This is a genomic window from Flammeovirga pectinis, assembly GCF_003970675.1.
Taxonomy (GTDB): Bacteria; Bacteroidota; Bacteroidia; order Cytophagales; family Flammeovirgaceae; genus Flammeovirga; species Flammeovirga pectinis.
This window is the reverse complement of the sequence record NZ_CP034562.1, coordinates 544,424-564,943: the sequence shown is the minus strand read 5'-3', so window position 1 is coordinate 564,943 and position 20,520 is coordinate 544,424. Positions and strand designations below refer to the sequence as shown.

16 protein-coding genes and 2 pseudogenes are annotated in these 20,520 nt (G+C 31.0%); 4 read left to right on the top strand and 14 right to left on the bottom strand.

The window, feature by feature from the left end; all coding sequences use genetic code 11:
• Nucleotides 1-125: 125 nt before the first annotated feature.
• Nucleotides 126-1,250, bottom strand: a complete 1,125-nt coding sequence (locus tag EI427_RS02320) for a hypothetical protein (protein WP_126611179.1) — start codon at nt 1,248-1,250, stop codon at nt 126-128.
• Between the two features lie 210 nt (nt 1,251-1,460).
• Between EI427_RS02320 and EI427_RS02315 the strand changes: the two genes are divergently transcribed.
• Nucleotides 1,461-3,125, top strand: coding sequence for a hypothetical protein (locus EI427_RS02315; RefSeq protein ID WP_126611177.1), 1,665 nt, complete (start codon nt 1,461-1,463; stop codon nt 3,123-3,125).
• Here EI427_RS02315 and EI427_RS02310 read toward each other — a convergent pair whose 3' ends face one another.
• From EI427_RS02310 to rplU, 13 genes and pseudogenes are all read right to left on the bottom strand, one after another.
• Nucleotides 3,126-3,995, bottom strand: coding sequence for a hypothetical protein (locus EI427_RS02310; RefSeq protein WP_126611175.1), 870 nt, complete (start codon nt 3,993-3,995; stop codon nt 3,126-3,128). It abuts the gene before it with no gap.
• A gap of 1 nt (nt 3,996) precedes the next feature.
• On the bottom strand, nt 3,997-4,572 hold the full coding sequence (locus EI427_RS02305) for an RNA polymerase sigma factor (RefSeq protein ID WP_126611173.1): 576 nt from the start codon (nt 4,570-4,572) through the stop codon (nt 3,997-3,999).
• A 157-nt stretch (nt 4,573-4,729) separates the two neighbouring features.
• Complete coding sequence (locus EI427_RS02300; protein WP_126611171.1) at nt 4,730-6,235, bottom strand: TonB-dependent receptor; 1,506 nt, start codon at nt 6,233-6,235, stop codon at nt 4,730-4,732.
• 324 nt (nt 6,236-6,559) lie between these two features.
• Nucleotides 6,560-8,656 (bottom strand): vWA domain-containing protein, encoded by a 2,097-nt coding sequence (locus EI427_RS02295; protein ID WP_126611169.1) that lies wholly within the window; start codon nt 8,654-8,656, stop codon nt 6,560-6,562.
• Nucleotides 8,657-8,831: 175 nt separating this feature from the next.
• Nucleotides 8,832-9,602, bottom strand: coding sequence for a hypothetical protein (locus tag EI427_RS02290; protein ID WP_126611167.1), 771 nt, complete (start codon nt 9,600-9,602; stop codon nt 8,832-8,834).
• A 7-nt stretch (nt 9,603-9,609) separates the two neighbouring features.
• A complete protein-coding gene (locus tag EI427_RS02285; RefSeq protein ID WP_126611164.1) occupies nt 9,610-9,807 on the bottom strand; it encodes a hypothetical protein in 198 nt (65 codons plus the stop codon).
• The gene (locus tag EI427_RS02280; RefSeq protein WP_126611162.1) at nt 9,807-10,013 is read right to left on the bottom strand and encodes a hypothetical protein; all 207 of its coding nucleotides are present in this window, start codon (nt 10,011-10,013) and stop codon (nt 9,807-9,809) included. The genes EI427_RS02285 and EI427_RS02280 overlap by 1 nt, the downstream gene beginning before the upstream one ends.
• Nucleotides 10,014-10,027: 14 nt before the next feature.
• Entirely contained in the window at nt 10,028-10,573 is a 546-nt protein-coding gene (gene lptC, locus EI427_RS02275; protein WP_126611160.1) for an LPS export ABC transporter periplasmic protein LptC, read from the bottom strand.
• 95 nt (nt 10,574-10,668) lie between these two features.
• The gene (locus tag EI427_RS02270; protein WP_126611159.1) at nt 10,669-13,251 is read right to left on the bottom strand and encodes a hypothetical protein; all 2,583 of its coding nucleotides are present in this window, start codon (nt 13,249-13,251) and stop codon (nt 10,669-10,671) included.
• Nucleotides 13,252-13,521: 270 nt separating this feature from the next.
• Nucleotides 13,522-14,763, bottom strand: a pseudogene (gene dnaA, locus EI427_RS02265) (chromosomal replication initiator protein DnaA); the annotation flags it as partial.
• Between the two features lie 573 nt (nt 14,764-15,336).
• Nucleotides 15,337-15,525: pseudogene (locus tag EI427_RS26225) on the bottom strand (DnaA N-terminal domain-containing protein); the annotation flags it as partial.
• 248 nt (nt 15,526-15,773) lie between these two features.
• On the bottom strand, nt 15,774-16,034 hold the full coding sequence (gene rpmA, locus EI427_RS02255) for a 50S ribosomal protein L27 (protein ID WP_126611157.1): 261 nt from the start codon (nt 16,032-16,034) through the stop codon (nt 15,774-15,776).
• 38 nt (nt 16,035-16,072) lie between these two features.
• Nucleotides 16,073-16,384 (bottom strand): 50S ribosomal protein L21, encoded by a 312-nt coding sequence (rplU, locus tag EI427_RS02250; protein WP_126611155.1) that lies wholly within the window; start codon nt 16,382-16,384, stop codon nt 16,073-16,075.
• A gap of 387 nt (nt 16,385-16,771) precedes the next feature.
• Between rplU and EI427_RS02245 the strand changes: the two genes are divergently transcribed.
• From EI427_RS02245 to EI427_RS02235, 3 genes are all read left to right on the top strand, one after another.
• Nucleotides 16,772-17,611, top strand: a complete 840-nt coding sequence (locus EI427_RS02245; protein ID WP_126611153.1) for a lysophospholipid acyltransferase family protein — start codon at nt 16,772-16,774, stop codon at nt 17,609-17,611.
• Nucleotides 17,612-17,836: 225 nt separating this feature from the next.
• A complete protein-coding gene (locus EI427_RS02240; RefSeq protein WP_126611151.1) occupies nt 17,837-19,039 on the top strand; it encodes a hypothetical protein in 1,203 nt (400 codons plus the stop codon).
• A 126-nt stretch (nt 19,040-19,165) separates the two neighbouring features.
• Complete coding sequence (locus EI427_RS02235) at nt 19,166-20,284, top strand: hypothetical protein (RefSeq protein WP_126611149.1); 1,119 nt, start codon at nt 19,166-19,168, stop codon at nt 20,282-20,284.
• The last annotated feature ends 236 nt before the right edge of the window (nt 20,285-20,520 follow it).

Here is a 20,520-nt window from a genome sequence, read left to right as displayed (position 1 = left end):
CAGCACTTATAATGTCTTTATTAGAATCAGCACCCTTACTTTGGATTAATAATAAATTAATGAGTCCTAACCCAATAAAAATCAACTTTAAATATTTATTTTTTCTCATTTTTAATATGTGTATTTTATCTAATTAATGCTTTTGTGTTTGTTACATTATTTCCGTCATGAATTGAAATAAAATATAAACCTGATGGGAATTTTTGCATTTCATGTAAAGCAATGTTCGCATATTGATCACTTACAATTTCACTTAATTCTAATACAATTTGTCCTTGCTGATTCTCTACAATCACTTCGACATTATCTCCAACGTTTACACCATTTACCCTTACTTCTACTTCTTGACCAGCCATTAAGTAATTAGGAAAAAGTTTTGCTTCTAGTTTATTTTGTTTTTCTACTAAAACAGACAATTGTGATAATTCATTTTCTAAGCCAGCAATATCCATTTTTGATAACCTGTAATGGTAAGTCTCATTTTCTAAATCATTATCAACAAAAGAATATTCTTGATCATCAATACCTAAAGAAACTACTTGACCAAGTTCCTCCCATTCTAATCCATTTATAGAACGTTCAATTATATATACTACAGCTTCTTTTTCCTCTTTTATACCCCAAACTAATAAAGTCTGATCTCCTTCTACTGTTGCTTCAAAATAAGACATATCTTTTGGCTCTTGAAGACCTAATTCCAACATTACAATCGTTAATACTTGCTCTTCATTTATTTGGCTACCTTCCAATGGTAGTTGTTCAAAGGGTAAAGCTGATATTCCATTTATATTAGCAGTATTCTTTCCTTTTAAATATATAGAAGATGACTCTACCATAAATGCAGTTCCTTCTCCTTTTATATCACCTGATACAGCTAAAAAAGCATTCTCTTCCAAATCAACAAGTACATCGCTACCGTTAATAATCAAGTTACCTTTTACTAATACTAATGTATTTTCATCTACTACTAGAATTACATTTTCATCTAAAATTAAATCTCCATTAATTACAACATACCCTTCTCCTTCTTGAGTATTACCCGTAAATTCTACATCAACAGTTTCTGTTCCGTTCTGTGTAATCACTACATCTCCAAAACTTCTATTTGCATTACCATAATACCCTTCTCCATTAATAATAGTAGAATGCATTAATAAACTATCAATAGTTCCATTCGTTTGCGCATTTGTAGAAACGGCTATTAGTGAAAAGAAAATAGAAATGATAGAAAAAATGTAAACTTGTTTCATTGTAATAGATATTGAATATTAATAATATATTTTAGAAAAGAGTAGGTCTAAATACTAGTACTTCCCCATAGTTTTAAAGACTCACCTTATAGTTCGATTATTTATATCCCTACATCATTATTATCACTAAAAACTACCTATACATTAACTTTTATTGATATAAACATGTAAATTTATTTTTCACATCGTATTTTTGAGACTACAAAATAAATGAACGATGATTATTTAAACCTGTTTTATAATCTTATGCCAACAAAGCCTTTCCATACGATATTCTTCTTAGTACTATTTTTTAGTTCTCAGTGTTATGCACAATACTTAGAAAGTAATAATTATAAATACCAAAACACTTTAAAAGTTTTAAGTCAGATTTGTAAAGTGAAAGGTGATAATAGAACATTACCTCTCCTTAAAATGTCTACTCAGAAAGACAATGTTGCAAAATATTATCCTGGAAATAACCAGCATATTATCTATTTAGATGAAACCGTTTATGATTTATGTAGCTCTGTTGGAGAAGATTCTTTAGATGCACTAGCCTGTATAGTTGGACATGAATTAGGACATTATTATGAAGAACACTTAAAAAACTTTGGTTTTAACGCTAAAGAAATCAAAGATGTACCTTCAAAAGAAAAAATAAGTATTGAGAAAAAAGCAGATAAATTTGGACTCTTTTATGGTGCTGTTGCTGGATTTGATACACCTTCAAATTTCCCGTTAATACTTAGATTAGTCTATAAAGAATATAATAGAACAGAAACTATTAAAGGGTATCCTAGTCTTGAAGAGAGGGAAAGCATAATTAAAGATGCTATTAAAGAAACCGATGAGCTTATTAATATTTATAGAACTGCTCAGAACCTATATGCTATCAATCATTTTGAGTCTGCATATAATTGCATGAGTTATTTAATGAATTACTATCCCAGTAAATTAATCCATAATAACCTAGGTATATGCCAGTTAAGTCTCTATTTAGATAAAATAAATGATGCTTCAATCTATCCGTATATCTATCCTTTCGAATTTGATGTACGTGTTAAAAGGATAGAGGATATGAATAAATTAACATCAAGATCTCAAGATTTCACAATGATAGATGAAGCTATTACTCATTTTAAACAAGCTATTCAAATAGATCCTTACTATGAAATAGCATATATTAATCTTGCCTGTGCCTATTCTATTAGAGGAAACCAGGACGCTGCTAGCGGAACTATAAATGAATTGGAACAGTTTCTAAACGAAGAGGGAAAAGAACTTACAGAAAATGCTTACCTCGTAAGAGGAATTAGTAAAGCTCTAAATGGTAATACTACAGCTGCAACTACAAATTTTGAAAAGATAAGTAACAACTCTGATATTAATATTCTCAATAAAAGGATTCTTGAGGCTGAAATCAATAATGAATCATCGTATTTCGACGATTTCAAAAAGTGGGTAAACTCGTATTTTGAGGAAGAAGTTGAAAATAATCTTATCGATATTGATATTAACAAAAACCTTGAAACAATAAAAAACCAACTTCCTATAAATATGTCCTTAACAAAAGAGTTTAAGGAAATTGATTTAGGAAACTGGTCAACATTGTATTACTCTGAAAGTAATGACTTTGTTAAAATTATTTATCAAGGACATTCCGAAGAAGTCAAGATGCTCATTGCATTTGATAATTATAAAAACACATCAGAAAAAGGAATAAAGATTCACTCTAAATTCTCTGAAGTGACAGATGCTAACCATTACGGTTACCCTTCTTTTAGATGGAATAACTCACCACACTCTATAATTACATATGACCATGGAAATATCGGTTTTATCTTTGAAGATAACCATGTAGTAAATTGGTTTACATGGTATGTTGGAAGATAATTAATTTAACGGTTGTGGGCTATCTGTATAATCAATAAGATAATCTCTATCGTTAAAATAAAGTAAGAAAGAAGGTGTTGATACTGGATCAAATGAAAGCTTTACTTTAGACAAGCCTTTACTATTCTCTCCTACAAAAAGCTGTAATTTCTTATCTTCTAAATGATAATATCCTTTCTTAGATTCATCCTGAACAATCTCAATTGTAATATTTGGATCGTTATCTCCTGCAAAGCCTAAACTTTCTGTATCGTTTATGACTTCAATAGAATAACTACTAATTACTATTGGAGAAGCAGTAGATGTATCGTTTTTAAAGAATACTACAGCAGCTAAAATAAATACACAAACAGAAGCTGCAACTGCAATCACCTTTGGATTGAATACTTTAAAACTAATCTCCTTGGCTTGTCTGCTTTCTTGAGGCTTTTCCACCTTAAAAATAGGTTGAGCTGGTACAGGTTCTTCTAGTACTTCTTCCTGTTTGTTTTCAAATTGAGACAATTGTTCTTTTAATGCTTCTCTACGTACTTTAGCTACAATTTGCTCTTGTGCTTTTACCTCAAATTTAAAATCCTCATCTTCTTTTAGCTTATTTTCTACATAAGCAGATAATTCAGGTGTTAAATCATTGGATAAATAAGCATCTATTAAGTCAGTCTTGTTTGGATAATTTGACTCTTCAAAAGCCTTAAGCTTTTTTACAAACTCATTTCTCTTTACAGTTTTAATTAATTGAATTTGAGAAATAACTTCATTTTCAAACGTTTTATCGTCCTTTCTTCGGCTTTCAAAAACTTCTTTTTCTTCTACTGATAAAGTACCTTCCAAATAGGCATCTATATAAGTAGTCAATTCGTTGTTTTCCATATTATAACCCTTTAGATTTAAGCACTACAACAGCTTCTTTTCTTGCCTTCTCCATACATTTATTTAATTGAGAAGTAGCAGACCTTGCATTCATAAAACCTAATTGTTCGGCAATTTCATTCATCGACAACTTTATTTTAGAATATTTTGAGTTGATTAATTCTTGGCATTTTTCGCCAAGATTCCCCAAAATCGATGTCAAATCATCATACAATTCATATTGTTCTTCATCAAAGCTTACACTATCATCAATTAGCGTATTATCATGCTCTAATGTATCATTTTTACCTTTTGTATTTCTAATTTGAACTCTCCACTGATTATAGGCAAGGGTATATAAGTAATTTTTCAGATTAGAATCTTCTCTTACTTTTCCTCTAAGAATATTGTTATGTAAATCAATAATTACATTCTGAAAAATCTCTTTTCCAGCTTCTTCATCACCTCCATTCTTTTTGATTAAGTTGACAATCATAGCTTGGAAATTGGTATATAAATATGACCAAGCCGTTTCTTTATTGTCTTTTAAATCATCTAATAAAGACTGTAATGAAATGTTGTATTGTTGATGTACCATGTTAAACTGAAAAATGATTAATAATATACATCAATAATACAAAATATACTTAAAATACCCTACCTATAGCTGTATAGTATCTATTAATATCTTGAAACAAAAAATGTCACCTCTCTTTTAAAAGAAAGGTGACATTTTTTGTTTTTATTCTTAGAATTTAATCTTCAGAATTTATAATTCGTCTTTGTCTATTTCTCGTTGACTCTTTTCTTGATTGTTCAATTTCCCTTTTCTTTTCAACAGAACAAGGGTAATCAAATAAGCAGTACTGTTTAATCTGTTCTACAACTACTTGTGGAACCATATCTTCCCAGTCTGCATCTCCTTTTTTAATTAACTCTAAAACATTATCAGAGATAATATTTAAGTTCTTAGGATCACAATCTTTTAGGTCTTCAATTTTGTCATTATCAACCATAGATTGAAATAACGCTCTTTGAGATTCTGCAAGATTGATACTATCACTCGTTAATAACTCATTAGGGTTTAATGATTCTCTATCTAAAGAAGGATAAACATAAAGTTTAATATTTCTACCAAAAAGGAAACCAAAAGCTTCTAAAATACCCCCTTTAAGATGTTGGTAATAATCTGGATTAAAGATATATTCTAAGTTATATCTACCAACAGCTACACCAATTTTCTTTCCTCTAGTAAACCTAGAAAGGTAGTTTGTTAAACGATAATACTCTTGGTATTTAGATATCATTACTGTGTACCCTAAAGAACATAGCATATCTACACGGTCCAAGAAATCTGTTTCGTCTTTCTTTCTATCCTCAGAAATTCTAAGGTTTTCTAAAGTAAGTTCTGAAACAGTTACTATATTATTTTCATCAACATCTGGATCATTTTTAAAGTGTTCATAAGAACGCTCCATCATATCGATATTTACTTTTGTGATTGGTCTAAATCTACCTCTTAATACAAGGATATTCTTTTTATACAAGAAATCTTGAGGTAAAGCTACTTGGCCATCAGGTCCAAACATTGTTGTTTTTGCAAGACCGTTTTTAACCAATAATAAACTTAATAATCGGTTATCGACATCTAAGAAATCTGGTCCACTTACACGAACAAAATTTACAATTATCTTATGAATACTTAAACCATCCATTAATGAACTTAAGAACTCATCAACATTATTGGTTTGGTAGAAACATGCGTGAATAAGGTTTACCCCTAAAATACCAATGGTCTCTTGTTGTAAAAGAGGATCATTATCTTTTAATTCAACATGTAGAACACACTCATTAGGGATTGAATTAGGGCGTGTTTGAAAACGAAGTCCTAACCAACCATGTCCTTGATTTGTTCTATTAAAATTTAATTGTTCAATTGTATCTGCAAAAGCAAAAAAGCAAGTCTCGTCTTTTCTTGTTGGTAAACGTTCTCCAAGAAGTCCAAACTCCTTTTTAAGCATTCTTTCTACCCTACTTTGGCAAACGTATCTTCCTCCAGGCTCAGGCCCATAGATAGCATCTGAAAAAGACATATCGTATGCAGATATTGTTTTTGCTATTGTTCCTGATGCTGCACCCGCCTTAAAAAAATTTGCAGCAACCTCTTGGCCTGCTCCAATTTCGGCTAAAGACCCATAAATTGTTGGGTCTAAATTAATTTTCAGTGCTTTTTCTTTGGTTGTCAACGTGTTGAACCCCATAATAAATTAAAGAAATTCTTTTATAATGTGTTTAAAATATATGTCTATAAATTTACAACTATCTACTATAGTATATCTTAGATAATTTCAATTTTTCAATTTGAATGAGTAACTGAAATTACTTTTATTAAAAAAGTAATTGGATAGTGTAAATGTGGTTTCAAGTTCCCTTGAAAAGGTTTTTGCTATTCTCTGCAAATGTAGATGTTTACTTTATAAATTCTACTGTTTTATTAGATTACTACCAGTTATAATGTACAATTCACACTAATTAATACATTCTATACCTTTTTGTAAACTATTTAGTATTACAAGTACTACAAATTAAAATCCTCCATGTAGCTTACGGATAATCCATTCAGAAAAAAGTAAAATAAACATCAAGCCTAAGATCCACATATTAGAACCTAACTCTTTGTATTTTTCTTCCGCATGAATTCGCTGACTTGCTTTGTTAGTAGCCAATAAATCAGATAGCCCACTCATATCGTCTGCATTATAGTATACCCCTCCAGATTTATCTGCTACTCCACGTAATAGAGAAAAATTAGCAGTTGGATTAAGTGCTTCTAAAGCCATTTCTTTTATTGCAAAACTCCCTGTTGAATATTCTTTTTTTCCATCAATTTCGGTCGATGCTACAAAAGAATAAACACCTTCTTCTAAATCAGATAAATGGTATTTAAAATAAGGAGCTGAATTTAAATAAGTAAAAGATGTTGTTTCTCCTTTCTCATTTTTAACTACTAAATCTATAGTATGTCCATAAATAGATTCATATATATCGTTGTAAACTTCCGTTTCTATAACAACATCTTCAATATCAGAATATTCTGAATTTGTTGTGTTAACTCGAAATCTACGTTTATCTGTTTTTGTTGATAAGTATTGAACTACTTTACTTATTAGCTCATCAGTAGCTTGCTCATCAGATTGTAAAAAACTCTCTTGCAATCGCCATTTCCATAAACCAGTTCCTACTAGTACTGCAGATTTTACACCTCCAGTTTCACCTAGAATCAGTAAAGGTTTAGACGTTTTTACTGCTCCTATTTGTTGGTACATTAATGCAGTACCTGATTTCAATTTATATTCTCCAAAAGGAACTTCAATAGGCGACATCTTTTCTATCAATTGTTTTTTATCTGATGGAAAAGTAAAGAATGAAAATTTAGTATCGAAAGCAGCTGTTACTTTATCTTTCTGACCTCTATACCCCTCAATGCTTAATAATGAATTCATTTTATTAAACGTATTGATATCTGTTCTATCTCCTACTATATACCAAAATGGAATCTGTTTTTTAGCCAATTCTTTAAGCAAAATGGCTGCTTTACGTTTTACATTAGGGTATTCGTGTAAAATAACTAAATCGTACTTAGAGTTTTTATCATACCCCTTACCGTTTTTAAGTTTAATTCCAGGGATATATACGTGTAATTCGTAGTTCTTATTACTTTCTATGCCTGCACGTATAGCCTTAATATCTGGGTGAGGTGCATTTGCTACTAATAGAATCTTTTCCTTCCCTTCAATCACTTCAATATAAATTGATTTCGTATTGTTTTCCGTAGAAAATTCACCATCTAATGCTTTTGCACTTACTGTAAATTTCTGATAGCCTTTTTTCTTAGCATCAACAGTAAATTTAACTTGCTCAAACCCTTTTTCACTATTTATTTTGTAGCGCTTTTTAGCAATTTTTCTTCCTCTTGAGGATAAAGTAACTTCTACTTCTTTCCCCATGAAACCTTCGTTTACTATTTCTGCAATTACAGGAAATTTATTCCCTAAATAAGCAATCTTATTGGCGTAAACTTCTTTTACTTGTAAGTCTATTTGTGGAATTGTATCTCCAATACCAACCGTATAAATTGGTACTACAGAAGGTACAAATAAAGGAGAGAAACCTTGATTAAAAATACCATCAGTAACTAATGTAATTCCAGCAAGGTTTTCATGTTCGTTTACTTCTTCTAATTTTTGAATTGATTTACTTATGTTTGTCACCTTGTAATCGAATTCTAAAGAAGCTAAATCATTTTCTTCAATTTTATCACCTGCTAGATTATAGAATTTAGTGTCGTACCCTTCTTCTTTAATTCTATCTGCTGTCTTAACTAATGATTCTAAAAGATTATTTAAATTCTCTTTAGTAACAGTAGCCTTCATCGACTCAGAATTATCGATCACAAAAGAAATAATAGGCTTTTCGAAATACCTTTCTATGCTTTTAAACATAGGGTCTAATAGTAAAAAAATTACTACTGAAAGTACAGAAAATCTTAATAGAATAAGTATCCTATTTATAGAAATAGACCAAACCTGTTTCTTTGTGTAAAAAAAATAAGTAGCTAAAGCACAACTTAGGATGCCAAAAAACATCCACCACCAAGAGTATTCTATATAAAGTCCGTTCATGGATATATTGAAGTATTTCTAATTAGTTATCACATCATTTATAAAAAATGATAAGAGGCTAAGGTTAATATAGAAGCATACACGCTTAACTATAGTGTTACATAAGTAAAAGTTAAACGCTACAAAGAAGTAAAGCAATTAAATAGGCTATTAATTTTAGTATTATAATAGAAAGTTACAATTCATTGATGTCTTTTGACACTTCTAAAACGTTTTCTTTCACTTTCGCTAAAAGAAGTCCTCCTCCTCCAACAAAAGAAGGTGGTAAATTGTACATACCACTAATAGTGTATTCCTGTACAATACTCTTTGATGAATTTAACTGATAATAAAACTTCACTACAACTGTATATGCATTTGTTTTACGCATCATAACTCTCGAAAATTCTTTGCAAGATCTGTAGCTCATTTTATTAGGGTAATAAACTACTCCACCAATTTCTAACTCTCCATAATTATCAAGAATTTTTTGTTTGTACTCATCCTCAACTTCCAATGGGTTGATCACTTCCTCTGAAAAAGTAAATGATGGAGCCATTGTAGTTCCTTCAGCTTTATAGCTTTTAGGTTTAACTTCTGTGATAGTATAAGAGGGAAATGTTTTTTGCAAGTAAGGAACACAAAGCAATAATGAATCGCTAAAGAAGTTAATTGGTTTTTCTATAAAATATACAGAACGAGATAACATCTTGTATTCTCCAACCTCAAAATCAGGAGTTACAAATGAATCAAAGCATGCTTTATCTTCAGAAAAACTAGCTGTAGATGGTGTAATAGGCTTTCCGTTTTCTGTATATAATGCTCCATATACAAAAACTGACCTCTCTCGAGTCTCATCAATTGAAAGAGAAAAATCAATAGATCTTTTCTCTTTTATAATTACATCTTGTGCCAAACTAATTAATGATGATGTAAAAATAATTAGGGGTATAAATAGCTTTTTCAATAAAGTATTATTCCATGTTTTTCATAATCAAATATATCGATCTTGTAATGTAAGTAACTATAAAAGCTACAATCATTCCTTGAAAGAAATAACCTGATTGAGGTTCTTCTTTGATTACATACATTATCCCGAAAAATACAGGAAGGTATCCTATCACAAAAAATAAGAAGAATTTTGCCTCGCGTTTGATTGTTTTTAAAGTCATTATTTCTTTTTCTTAGTAGTTGATTTAGAAGAAGATGAAACATCTTTTTTTTGCTCTTCGAGTTTTTTAATGTATTGAATACCTAAAAAGCATGCTCCTGAAAGCATAAATAACCAATAACTAGTTGGAATACCAAAATAAAAAGATTGGTGTACCCCAATAATGAAAAAGGCAGCACCAAGTGCCACCAATAATGTAATTTTCATATCTATAAAAACGACTAGTCTGAGTATACTGTACCCTCAATATCTAAAAGCTCATATTCGTCAGGATTGTTCTGATTTGCTCTCATTCCTCTACCTGTAACGATTTCACCTTCTTTTGCAATACGAACTCTATCATCAGTATAAATATCACCGTTCTCTTTATTGAAATGAAGCGTATCTGTTTCTAATTTCTGGCCTTTCTTATAATCATCAAGTACAACATTACCATATACAGTGTAAAGTGTGCTATCAGCCGTATAAATTGCACTATCTGCTACTAAATGAGATGCTTCTGAAAGATCTTCTTCATCAAAAGTAACAATATCAATTCCTTCAGGATAACGCTCGTTACCATTTTTGTAACGCATTTGTACTTTTGCCTTTAATCTATTCTTTGGAATAGCATCTTCTGTATGGACCGTTTCAATATTAAAAGCAGTAAAATCGGGAGTTTCTGTTCCCATTACAATTTCTCTTGCTTCTCTTTTCGTACGTGTCTTAGAACCACATGAAAATAGGGTTACTGATACGATTGCTAAAATTAATATTTTCTTTATCATTGTCTGTCTTTGATTTATGTCTAAACACTTGACGCTACAAAAATATACATAAGATTTATCTTTACGTCTAGATTAACAGTATTTTAGTTTTTCAACTAGTTTCTTCTATCAATTGTGTGTATTTCTGCCGTTTTTTGGAACGATGTTATTAAAATAAACTTTTGTATATCCGAATTATAGAACATTGTCACTTCATTATCATTTCTGATTGGCTTTTCTAAATAGGGCTTACCGTTGATATAAAATAGATACGTTTTACGAGTAGATGGAAAAGTAATGGCTACAATTTCTGCATCTATTCCAAAATCAAAATATTGTGCAATAGCTTTAGTTTCTTCTTTAAAACTATGCTTAAAAAGTATTTTCCCAGCTCGATCACGTAGTGTGACTTTACCTTGAATTTGTTCCATGATCACCCATGATCTCCCTTTCGCTTCATCTTTCAATAAATCAAAAGATCTTCCATAAGCTCGGTCCCCAAATTTATCTCTCCTTAGTACTTCTCCTCTACCATTAACTTCTATTACATCACCAATACTAGTCAAAAATGTAATTGTAGATTTCTCTAAAGTAGCATCTTCTGTAATAAATAATTGAGGCGAAACTTCTTCTTTAAAAAGCATGGGAAATCCATTTACATATTCACCTAATTCTGTGAACACAATAAGTTTACCTAATTCTGATAAAGTAACTACAAAGTTTTTGCCATTTGCCTCAAAACTATGAGGAGGTAAAACTAAACGTTCTAGTGTTTTTTGTGGTAACCAATTTCCTTTTAAATTCCCTTTTCGGTCTAACCCGTAAATATTACCCAAAGTATCTGTAGCCAGAATTATACCGTCTGTATCTTGTAATAATTCTGAACTTCCTTTCACTCTCCATGGTAACCAATTTGTAAATTCAACTTGAGAATAAAATGGCAATTGAACAGGATAACCTGATACATAAACTCCATTTTTATCAATTTGTAAAACTTGATTGTTCTGACTAATAAAAAGTGAAGGAACAGAATTATTGGTCCAAACTAAAACTGGTTTTGCATGAATTATCGAATCAAATTCGTGGTAATAAATCGTATCGCCAGTAAATGAATAACCTTCCAAAACATTTTCTTTATCAATTAAGACCATCCCTTTTTCCTCTCCATATAAGTTTTTATAAACTAATGGAGGCATTTGAAGGTAATCGCCCATTGTTTTTGATAAGATTTTATTAGATGATTTTGGTTTATCTTCACGTAGTTTACCACTAAACAACCCTGCTATTTCAAACCTATCTTTTGATAATGACCAAACTTGAAAATTAAGACTTAAAATAAGTTGCCTATGCTTTTCTAAATAAGATTTATAGGTGTTAGAAAGCCCATGTAGGATACCAGCCCAAGAAGACTCTGCATTAAAAACTACACTAGCTTCTGAAGGTGTATTGACTAATTTATTGATTAATACTTGATACCTTTTCTGAGTTGTCCATCTTCTTTTGGCAAGCCAATCGTCTAACCATTGCGTTAAAGTTGGTAGGTCTCCACCTGTTATCACAAAATTATTTAGTCTTAATAAATAAGTTGCTTGATGTTTTTCAGAGAAGCTTTCACCTCCAACAACTCTCGTTAGGTTTGCAATTGGAAATCTATAAATTGTAAAACCATGACGCCCTATCAATTTTACTTTCTCAGAATTTTCATATTCATAATCCTTTCTAAGCTGATTGATAGTTTCATCAAATTGCCTTTCCTCTTTTAATTGGAAGAAATACAAGTGTTCCCATTGCCCTCCATCTACATTTGTTATTGTAGCTTGGACAATATCACCATTCAGTTCATTTATAAAAGCTTCAGAATTAAAACCTTTTTCTTTAAAAGTCTGAATCAGATTTTCTGTAATATCTCTTTCTTTTGATGGATCAAAATTGTGAGCATTATCTACGAACTCCTGAATTTCAGAAGAATTCCAACGTTTATAAAAGGCAACATCATCTACCATAAATTTATAAACTTCATCTTTTTTATTAGATAAAGATGAAAATACAGCCTTCTGGAAAGAATCTTCAGGTAATGAATTATAACTTAAAATACGCACTTCATTTGGACGTTCCACTGCACTTTTCACCATCATACCATTAGAAAATTCTTCTAAAGATGGAAAAGGATGTTCCGTACCTAAATCAGTCATTCTTTTAAACCAATGTGCTACAGAAGAAGGTCTAATCCAAACGTTAACTCCTTCCGGTAATTGGTTTCCCGAAGACACTTTAGAAAGCTTAGTATTTAAATTACCAAAGTAATAATCGTCATAAAACTTCTCTCCATTATTTCTAATAGCTTCCTCAATCCATAAAGCATCAGTAGATGCTACTAAGAAATTTCTAATTTTTGAAACACTAAGCAATTGCTTCCCTAGTTTATATTCATGAACATCAACTCCTTTATATTGTCTTGTATAAGATTTGTTTTTTAATGCAGTAAGTTGAGAAAAGGGATCTAAATAAACCCTTTCATCCATTGGGATGTAAACTGACCATGAAAAAGGCTTACTTCCTGTAGAGTTTACAGAGATATAAACTTTACCTTTAACACCAAGAAATTGATTTTGAATTGCTGAGTCAGCGATAACTAAAAGGCTATCTAAAGTTCTAAAAGCAGTAGTTCCACCATCTAGCACCTTAATAGCTGAAACCAACTCTGACGAGTCTAAAACTGAAATTGTTTGTTTAGGAGTGTTAGTTTCAATTAAAGCAATTGATTCACTTGCTACGACGTGCCAAATATCTGTTTCATAAGATTCTTTCCTAGTAAGATCTACGAAATAAAACCCTGTAAAGAAAAATATTAATGCTAAAAATTGCGTAATCGCGAGTTTCTGCTTGATTGATAAATTGATAAGACTCTTTGCGTTTAGTTTGATAAAAAATACTTCTCAGAAGAATCAAACCGTAAAGTAAAGTTATTATTAACCTTTACTTTTTATATTCATTTGGTCTAATAATTCTTCTAGAATTCTATTGTACAATGCGTCAGAAGCTGTTCTTTTAGTTACAGCTTTTGTAGCATGAACAACTGTACTGTGATCACGACCACCAAATTGATTACCAATAGATTTAAGGGGTTCTTTTGTATATTCTTTAGAGAAATACATAGCAATCTGACGTGCCTGTGCAATATCTTTTTTACGTGTCTTAGATTTTAACTCATCGACTGAAATACTGAAATATTCTGAAACTATTTGTTGAATAAATTCAATTGTAATTTCTTTCTCAGTATTACGTACAATATTTAATAGTGCATTTTTAGCCATATCTAAATCCACCTCTCTTTGCATAAGAGAAGCATTGGCTACTAAAGAAACTAATGTTCCTTCTAACTCTCTAATATTAGAATCTATATTATAAGACAAATACTCCACAACATCATCTGGTACATTTACACCTTCCGACATTAGTTTTTGCTTTACAATTGCTACCCTCGTTTCGAAATCAGGTTTTTGAATATCTGCTGTTAATCCCCATTTAAAACGAGATAATAATCTATCTGTTAGCCCCTCTAAACTACGAGGAGGTCTATCAGAAGTCATGATAATCTGTTTACCATTTTGGTGTAGGCGATTAAAAATATGGAAGAAGTTTTCTTGTGTTTTCTCCTTTTTCGCCAAGAATTGTATATCGTCAACAATTAATACATCTACCTGTAAATAGTAATTTGTAAACTGTTGAACATTATTATTTCTAAGCGCTTCAATAAATTGTGTTGTAAACTGTTCAGAAGAAACATACAATACAAATTTACTCGGGTCGGTTCTTTTTACTTCGTTACCTACTGCTTGTGCTAAATGTGTTTTACCTAAACCAACACCACCATAAACCACTAATGGGTTAAATGCTGTAGCACCTGGTTTTCTTGCAATTGCAATACCTGCAGATCTTGCTAATCTATTACAGTCTCCCTCAATAAATGTTTCGAATACATAAGTTGGGTTTAAATACGATTCTCTATAGCTACTTTCTTGAGCATTAGGTACTCTAAAGTGATCTACAAAATCGCCCGAATTATTCATATTAGGAATAGGGCGTTCTTCTGCTCTTGGTTTTTGCTGAGATGAACGGTATTGTTGAGGCTGCTGAGATTGACTTTTACGGTATTGAGGAGGGTTTTGATAACTATTACTTTGTGTAGCACCAAAACGATCCTGATTATTTTCTTGAGGAGGAACAGGCCTTTGATTTGGAGGTGACTGCTGCGATTGTTGCTGCTGCTGATTCCAATTCTGAGCTTGTTGTTCTCTTTGTTGCTGTTGTTGTTGCCTCTGAAAGAAATCTGGATAAGAATTATTATTTCTATTCTCCTGATTAAATTGATTATTATACCCTTCCGCTCCAAAGTCATTACCTAGGTTATCATTTTGTGGTGGAAAACCTTGATTAGGTTGCTGTTGCGACGGTGGATTATTAGGTGGTACTTGAGGTTGTTGTTGCTGATCTGGAAACTGAGGTTCTTGGTTTTGACGTGGTGGCTGTTGTTGCCCCATTCCTCTACCCTGGTCGTTTCCAGTATTTTGATTTTGTTGAGGATGATTTTGTGGCTGATTCTGAGGGTTTGGAGAATATCCTCCATTATTACCCAAATTGCCATATTGATCATACCCCTGATTTTGAGGCGGTTGTTGTTGCCCTCTTTGTACAGTAAAAGGTGCATTCTTAGGTCTTCTAGTCATCATAATAGAATATTCTAGTTTTCCTGTAGGTCCTAATACTGCATCAATTGCTTTTTTAAGTACATGTACATAGTACTCTTCAAGCCACTCATAAAAAAATGGACTAGGAACTGCAATTGTTAAGACATTATTTTCCAGTTTAACGGGTTTTATAGGAACAAACCACGTATGAAAACTCTGTGCAGAGATTTCACCCTTAATTATCTCAAGGCATTCACGCCAAACTGTTGAACAATCTTTAATCATTAATAACAACCAGTATTTTCCGATTTTCTAGAAATGCAAAATATCTTATAAAGATACTCAATTCTTTGCGCTAAAGTAAATAATTGTACTGTAATAGGAGAAGTTAGTAACATTAATTAATGATTTAAATAATATTAGGTTTCTTCTTTAATGTCTGTACCTTCTTATAAACAAAAGGACAAAAAAAGGCCCAAACCTATTAATAATAGGTTTGAACCTCTTGCAACTTTGTTATAATAACAAAATTACTATTCAGCAGTTGGAACTACTGAAATGAAAGATCTTCCCAATCTAGATTTCTTGAACTGTACAGTTCCGTCTACTAGTGCGAAAATTGTGTGATCTTTTCCCATACCTACGTTTTGACCAGGGTGGTGTTGAGTACCACGCTGTCTAACTAGGATGTTACCAGCTTTAGCAGCTGATCCTCCGAAAATTTTCACACCAAGTCGTTTACTTTCCGACTCTCTACCGTTTCTTGAGCTACCCGCTCCTTTCTTGTGTGCCATGTTTTTTTATCGTTAGGAATTTCGATTTCTAAAATCAATTAGTTAGAGATACCTTCGATAAGAACCTTTGTGAAGTGCTGTCTATGACCGTTCTTCACTCTGTATCCTTTTCTTCTCTTTTTCTTAAAGACGATAACTTTTTCGCCTTTTACGTGAGCAAGTACCTTACCTGTCACTTTTGCACCTTCTACAGTTGGTGCACCTACTGATACATTGTCAGCGTTATCTACTAGAAGGACTTTTTCAAATTCTACTGCAGCACCCTCTTCAGAGTCTAATTTGTGCGTGTAGATATATTTATTTTCTTCTACTTTGAATTGCTGACCTGCTATTTCTACAATTGCGTACATTGTGTCTCCGATATTTTTTTCCCTCGAAATGCCTGCAAATGTAACTTTATTAATTCACATAGACAAGTGTTTTGGTATTAAAACATTGATATTAAATCCTTAAAGAGTCTAAACACGCGGTTTTTACTATCGTTTGATGTGTTTTTTTTATAACTAAACATTTCTTAAGAATATTTTACCAAAATAAATGAATACTAACTTCTTTAATAAAAGCTATATTTAGTGATTTACTTCCAATATCAAAAAAGTTCAAAAAATTAGAACTACTTATCGGTTAATAATTTCGTATCATTGTATTCAACCTAATTTATTTAAGAAATAAAAAGAATATATTTTTGCAACTCATTGCGAAAGTCTAAAAGATTACATTTACTAGAAATAATACAAATGGGAGAGAATAAAGAGACAGATAAGAAACGAAATATTACCAACGAGTTTGATAAGGTTAAAGAAAAAGATCAAAAGAAAAAGCGATTCCAATTAATAAGAAGAGATAATTTTGGTAATATTCTTTTTTTAAAGAGAATGTTAATAGGCACATTAGCTGCATTTACTTACCCACGATTAAAATTACATAATAATCTAGAAGTAAAAGGTATGGAAGTACTTAAAGACCTTCCTGATAATAATGTCCTATTTATATCCAACCATCAAACATATTATACAGATGTAATTTCTTTCTACCACATTTTCTCAAGTGCAAAATGGGGATTTAAGAAGGGAGTAGCCAACTTACCTGTATATATGCTTAACCCTAGAGTAAATATTTATTATGTTGCCGCAGAAGAAACAATGAAACAAAGCGGTCTAATACCAAAAATATTTTCTTTAGCTGGAGCGGTTACTGTTAAGCGTTCATGGAGAGCACAGGGAAAAGACGTAAAAAGAGGAGCTGATATTAATGCTCCATTAAAAATTAAAAAAGCATTAGATCAAGGATGGTTAGTAACATTCCCTCAAGGTACAACTAGTCCATACGCTCCTGTTAGAAAAGGAACAGGGAATATTATTAAGAGTTATAACCCAATTGTTGTTCCTATAGAAATTGATGGCTTTAGACGAGCTTTTGATAAAAAAGGACTATTCTTTAAAAAGAGAGGTACCAAATTAAAAGTCCATATTAAAGATCCTATACAATTTTCACCAGACGCAAGTGTTGATGAAATTGTAAAAACGATAACGAATGCAATTGGTCAAAACCCAGATAACAAACCAAAGTTTGACTAAGTGTTTGAGGTTTTAACATTTATTTAAAAAAAAGGGATAAACTTTGCTTCTTAAAGGTTTATCTCTTTTTTTTGTAGTTACTTATATATTACTGTGTATGATAGTGACTAAACAAACAAACTTTAAAGCATAATTCTCTTTACTCTAACTTATTACTAAAACACACAATAATTATATATTTCAAAACGTTTACATTGTAATTGATTCAAAATATTACCTACAATAATGTCATTACTCCTTCAACGGTTTTTTTACATTTCACTTACTCTTTTACTTACCCAAATTAATGCCTTTGCATTTAATATAACTCCTCCTCCCTTTTGGGATGGTGTATTATTGGCTAGTAAATCAGAAACATCTATAACTGCGTTTGTAGATAAAACAGAAGATATTGATGCATTGACTATTGTTGCAAATGTTGATGGAAAAACAATAACTCATGCAGTAAAGCTTTATGGCCGCTCTTTAACTATTGAAACCAATGGAGGGCAAAATGGTTTTATTATGATTAAGAAATTAGGGTTTGTTGTTGCTTCTACAAAAATATCCGAAATAGTTTCTACGGAACAACATTATCTTTTAGCAAGAGTTGCCGTTATGAAATCCATGGATAAAAAAATTGGTTATCAGTTTTCTAGTCGTTCTTATAAAACTTTAAATAAAGCTCCGTCAGAAGCTAAAAAAAGAGCTAACAGTGATATTTTAACATCAAACACCGCAAACCAAGGATTTACACTAAAAGAAGAAAGGAAACCAATTAATGCTAAACCTAGAAATGATATTTATGTATATACTTCTTCTACAGAGATTGTAGAAGAAAAAGTAAGTGAAGAAGAAAATGAAAAACTAAATATTACAAATAGCAGAGGTAATGTTGCAATTAAAGCAGCCACAAATAGTCTTCTCTTTGAAGGGGTTATCCATCACGCTATTCATCCTAAATACTTAAAGAAACAAAAATCTATTAGTTTAAATACAAAAAAAGATGCTAAAGGATTTGATCAAGAATATGACGTTATAAGTGATAACAACAGCTGGCTTTTATTAGAACACAAAAGGCGTTCAGAAACTTTCTCTTTTGATGGTGAGTATATTATTAAGCTAGACAAGGAATACTTCAATATTAAGTACAACAACAAAGAAGAGATAGATAAATACCTTTTAAAAAACCATTTATCGATTAAACCATACAATAAGAAATTACTAGGTATTTACTTTGAGAACCATGAAATCACAGCACTAAAATCAACTAGTGTTTATACAATAAGCCAATACAATAAAAACACAATAAAAATTAAAACAGGGAATACTACTTATACAATATTTTCAGATGATAAGTTATTAGTAATTCGAGAAAACAATAATCAATTACATAAGCTTAATAAAAAGATTTTTAATCAAAAAGAGCATTTTTACTACACAGATTAATTGTATTTTTATAAAAAATGAACTTCTTAAATATATTTATATTAAATTTAACTAAATTAACAACTTTATTTTTTGGTCATATTTTTTAGCCTAGGAAAAATAAAATAACTACTACTAAATAAAACAATGAAAAATAACTTCTCAGGAGATAGTGTTAAGCATAATCTAAAGTACTTATTTCTCCTTCTTTCTATACCAACGGTACTTGGTATATGCTCTTTTTCTATCTTTTCTGGAGATTGGAATGGAATCCTTTTAATAACTAAACAAGGAGATGAATACCTTGCATTTCTGGATAAACTTGAAAGTACAGAAGATGTAACGATAGTAACTTATATAAATAATAATAGAACAGAATATGCTATTAATTCTATAAGTGATGTAACGCGTTTGAAATTTAAGAAGTCTGATGATGGTTATATTGCTGTAAAACAAGGCAAACAAATTGTTTCTTCGGTAAGATTAAATCAAATCCAAGACATGAACACTAAGCAATTTAATAGTCGTGTTCAGAAAGCGAAAGATGCTACTCCTGTAGAACAACAGCAAGTTGTTTTTGTAGAACCTGAGCCTAAAAAAGATCAAATAGAAGTAGTTACAATTGTAGAAGAAGAAATTACTGTTACCGAAGTTCCTGATGAAAAAATTGAGGAAGAAACAGTTGAAGAGGAATCAGTTGCTGCTGTAGCCGGTATTTCTACTTATGAAATTTTCTTGGTTAATAATCATTATAAGCATAGTGTTAAGAATGTAGAGGATATTAAATCTAGAGATGATCTTTCTAAGGAGATTGTTAAAGAGGCTATTCTCCTAGAAGAACAATATGAAATCGTAAATGATTATTATTCATGGTTACACCTTAAGGATAAAGAAAAAGGTGACCACTATGCTTTTGATGGTGAATACCTTTTTGAGATAGATGAGAAGTATTTTGAGTTAAAACACTCTGATAAGTATCTATTAAAAGTGTACAGAGATGAACATGATATCCGTGTAAAGCCTCATAATAAAAAGTGGATGGGTATTTATTACCAAGATATTTTAGTTTCTGAATTTAAATCTACAAAAGGTTTTGAATTCTCTAAACTAGACGAGGATAACTTTATGATTAAAATCGAAAAGCATGTTTATAAAGTAAACTGTAGCAGAACGTATATTACAATTAGAAAGGATGGTAAAATAATTGAACAATTCAATACTAATTCTTTCAAGAAAGAACCTGCACCCGTTTTCCCTGCAAATTAATTTAGTACTTATTTAAGTATCTATTGCAATAATGAACAAAGCCGGTATTCATATTATTATGAGTACCGGCTTTGTTGTATTTTAAAGCTTCATCTTCATCCCATCAATTGGTTTATTACTATCAAATAGTATTAAAATATAAACCAATTTTTAAAATAACATCACAAATAAATACCGACCAGTTGGTATGTTATGAAAATTATAATACATTTGACGATCAAAGAATAACAATTCAA